Below are 3,033 nucleotides of genomic sequence, written 5' to 3'. Positions count from 1 at the left end.
GAAGGACGTGGTAAGCTGCGATAAGCTACGGGGAGATGCAAACGATCGTTACATCCGTAGATTTCCGAATGGGACAACCCGGTACACTGAAGGTGTATCACTCGAAAGAGAGCCAACGCAGGGAACTGAAACATCTAAGTACCTGCAGGAAAAGAAAATAAAAATGATTCCCCAAGTAGTGGCGAGCGAACAGGGAAGAGCCCAAACCGGGTCGAAGCAATTCTACCCGGGGTTGTAGGACTACTTTTAGAAAGTCAGATCAAACTGAATCATCTGGAAAGATGAGCCGTAGCAGGTGATAGCCCTGTAGGTGCAAATTCTGATGGACGTGTAGTATCCTGAGTAGCGCGGGACCAGAGGAATCCTGTGTGAAACTGCCAGTACCATCTGGTAAGGCTAAATACTCCTTAGATACCGATAGTGAACCAGTACCGTAAGGGAAAGGTGAAAAGTACTCCGAACAGGAGAGTGAAATAGTTCCTGAAACCGTGCGCTTACAAGCGGTCGGAGCTCGCAAGAGTGACGGCGTGCCTTTTGCATAATGAGCCTACGAGTTACTCCTTACTAGCGAGGTTAAGGTCTTCAGTACCGGAGCCGCAGCGAAAGCAAGTTCTAACAGAGCGCTTTAGTTAGTAGGGGTAGACGCGAAACTTTGTGATCTATCCATGGGCAGGATGAAGGTTGGGTAAAACCAACTGGAGGTCCGAACTCATTAGCGTTGAAAAGCTATGGGATGACCTGTGGATAGGGGTGAAAGGCCAATCAAACTGAGAGATAGCTCGTTCTCCCCGAAATGTTTTTAGGAACAGCCTCGGATATAGACGTGTTATAGAGGTAGAGCTACTAATTGGGCTAGGGGGCTTCACCGCCTACCAAACCCTAATAAACTCCGAATGCTATAACATAATCTCCGGGAGTGAGGCTGTGGGCGCTAAGGTCCATGGCCGAGAGGGAAATAACCCAGACTAGCAGCTAAGGTCCCTAATCGTATGTTAAGTTAATCAAACGCGGTTCAAATCCTAAAACAGCCAGGATGTTGGCTTGGAAGCAGCCATTCATTTAAAGAGTGCGTAACAGCTCACTGGTCGAGGGTTTGGGCACGGAAAATAATCGGGTATCAAACATACAACCGAAGCTCTAGGCCTAAGCGTAAGCTTAGACGGTAGGGGAGCATTCTAAACTGCATCGAAGGTGTGTTGCGAGACATGCTGGAGCGTTTAGAAAAGAAAATGTAGGCATAAGTAACGATAAACAGGATGAAAAATCTTGTCGCCGTAAGACTAAGGGTTCCTGATCAACGCTAATCGGATCAGGGTTAGTCGGGTCCTTAGGCAAAGCCGAGAGGCGTAGCTGATGGCAAGTTGGTGAATATTCCAACACCTGCTATAAATTCGATGGAGTAACGGAGTAGTGAAAGGACTGCGCACTTACGGAATAGTGCGTTAAAGGGAGTAGTTATAGGTTTTGTAGGTAAATCCGCAGAACCTGATGAACCTGATAGTACGGCAAAGCTTCGGCAGCGCTGATAATGTCCCTAATCAGACTTCCAAGAAAAACTTCTAAGGTTCGTTTATAGCAGCCCGTACCGTAAACCGACACAGGTAGTCGAGGAGAATATCCTAAGGCGCTCGAGTGATCCGTGGTAAAGGAACTAGGCAAATTGACGCTGTAACTTCGGGATAAGGCGTACCACAGCAATGTGGTCTCAGTAAAATGGTGCAACCAACTGTTTAACAAAAACACAGGGCCCTGCAAAATCGAAAGATGACGTATAGAGCCTGATACCTGCCCGGTGCTGGAAGGTTAAGGAAGGATGTTCGGAGCAATCCAAAGCTTCTGACTGAAGCCCCAGTAAACGGCGGCCGTAACTATAACGGTCCTAAGGTAGCGAAATTCCTTGTCGGGTAAGTTCCGACCTGCACGAATGGTCTAATGAGTTGCACACTGTCTCTACCACGAGCTCGGTGAAATTGTAGTATCGGTGAAGATGCCGGTTAATCGCAACGGGACGGAAAGACCCCGTGAACCTTCACTACAACTTAACATTGATTTTGAATGCCAGATGTGTAGGATAGTTGGGAGACTATGAAGCAGCTTCGCCAGGAGTTGTGGAGTCATCGTTGAAATACCAACCTTCTGTTATTTAGAGTCTAACCCGTGAAAATGGGGACATTGTTTGGTGGGTAGTTTGACTGGGGTGGTCGCCTCCTAAAAAGTAACGGAGGCTCGCAAAGGTACCTTCAGTACGGTTGGTAATCGTACGTAGAGCGTATTAGTACAAGGGTGCTTGACTGTGAGGCAAACAAGCCGAGCAGGTGCGAAAGCAGGCTAAAGTGATCCGGTGGTTCTGTATGGAAGGGCCATCGCTCAAAGGATAAAAGGTACTCCGGGGATAACAGGCTGATCTCACCCAAGAGCTCATATCGACGGTGAGGTTTGGCACCTCGATGTCGGTTCGTCACATCCTGGGGCTGGAGAAGGTCCCAAGGGTTCGGCTGTTCGCCGATTAAAGTGGCACGTGAACTGGGTTCAGAACGTCGCAAGACAGTTCGGTCCCTATCTGTTGTGATCGTTAGTAAATTGAGAGGACATGACCTTAGTACGAGAGGACCGGGTCGTACATACCGCTGGTGTATCTGTTGTGCCGCCAGGTGCAGTGCAGAGTAGCTATGTATGGATAGGATAAACGCTGAAAGCATCTAAGCGTGAAACCTGCTTCAAGATGAGTTTACTTTTAAGGGCCGTCGGAGACTACGACGTTGATAGGTTACAGGTGTAAAGGTGGTAACATCACAGCCGAGTAATACTAATTGCCCGTAAGCTTTAACTTTATTTATTACTTGTTGGAAACAACAATCTTAGTATACAACTCTTCAATATGTTATCTTATTAGTTTGCTGTAAAGCAAAAAGATCTTATGGTGGTTTTGCCAAGGGTGTTCACCTCTTCCCATTCCGAACAGAGAAGTTAAGCCCCTTATGGCCGATGGTACTGCACAACAATGCGGGAGAGTAGGTAGCTGCCATATTTATT

General features: G+C 47.4%; 2 rRNA genes. Both read left to right on the top strand.

Going from position 1 to position 3,033, the window contains the following annotated elements:
- Positions 1-2,831, top strand: a 23S ribosomal RNA gene (locus F3J22_RS30200); the annotation flags it as partial.
- Positions 2,832-2,916: 85 nt separating this feature from the next.
- Positions 2,917-3,028: ribosomal RNA gene (rrf, locus tag F3J22_RS30195) — 5S ribosomal RNA — on the top strand.
- The last annotated feature ends 5 nt before the right edge of the window (positions 3,029-3,033 follow it).

The organism is Chitinophaga sp. Cy-1792 (assembly GCF_011752935.1).
Lineage (GTDB): Bacteria > Bacteroidota > Bacteroidia > Chitinophagales > Chitinophagaceae > Chitinophaga.
The sequence above is the reverse complement of the archived record's forward strand: the minus strand, read 5'-3'. Positions and strand labels throughout refer to the sequence as shown.